At 60.9% G+C, this 843-nt stretch carries 1 protein-coding gene and 1 pseudogene; both read left to right on the forward strand.

All coding sequences use genetic code 11. The annotated features are described in order from the left end of the window. Positions 1 to 635: MFS transporter (locus tag EN984_RS36265; RefSeq protein WP_127384438.1), on the forward strand; the 635-nt coding region annotated here is incomplete at its 5' end. A 78-nt stretch (positions 636 to 713) separates the two neighbouring features. After that, positions 714 to 843: pseudogene (locus tag EN984_RS39255) on the forward strand (ribonuclease D); the annotation flags it as partial.

An 843-nucleotide genomic window follows, 5' to 3' on the forward strand; every position in this document is an offset into this window, starting at 1 on the left:
GCTTCGGCTGCATCGCCGTCGGCGTCACCAACAGCGCCTTTCGCACCTTGTCGCCGGTCTATGCCGAGCAGATCGGCATGTCGGTCGCCGATGTCGTCACCTTCGTCAGCGTCGGCATCTTTGGCGGCGCCATCATCCAGTATCCGCTTGGCTACCTCTCCGACCGCTGGGATCGGCGCCGCGTGCTCTTGATCACGACCTGCTGCGCGATGCTTTCGGCGCTGGCGCTGGTGTTCATCGCCGGCAGCAATCCGGCGCTCAACTTCATCCTCATCTTCATCTTCGGCTGTTTCGCCATGCCGCTCTATTCGCTGTCGGCGGCGCATTCGAACGATCGCGCCGACACGGGCGAGTTCGTGCTGATCAACGCGGCGCTGATGCTGTTCTATTCCTTCGGCGCCATTGGCGGCCCGTTCGCCGCCTCGACGGCGATGCAATATTTCGGACCGGGCGCCCTGTTTGTATTCAGCGCGGTGGTCTATGCGATCTTCATCGCCGTCATCCTTTACCGCATGCAGGCCCGGTCCGGTGTGCCGGCAGGCAGGCGCGGCCGCTTCACCGCGCTTCTGCGCACTTCGACGGTTTTCGCGCGGCTGGCCAGGAGAAACGACGATTCCGATGGTCCGGGAACCTGACGATGGCGGTGCCAAAGCTTGACGAAAGCCCCGGCGGCTGAAATCTAGGAAGACCTTACTCCTGTCAAAAGCGATTTGATGCACGTCATCACCACCCAGAAAGAACTCGAGACCGTTCTCGCCGCTTTCGAAAAGTCGGATTTCGTCACCGTCGACACCGAATTCATACGAGAAACGACGTTTTGGCCGATCCTGTGCCTCATACAGA

Source organism: Mesorhizobium sp. M7A.F.Ca.CA.004.12.1.1 (genome assembly GCF_003997835.1).
Taxonomy (GTDB): Bacteria; Pseudomonadota; Alphaproteobacteria; order Rhizobiales; family Rhizobiaceae; genus Mesorhizobium.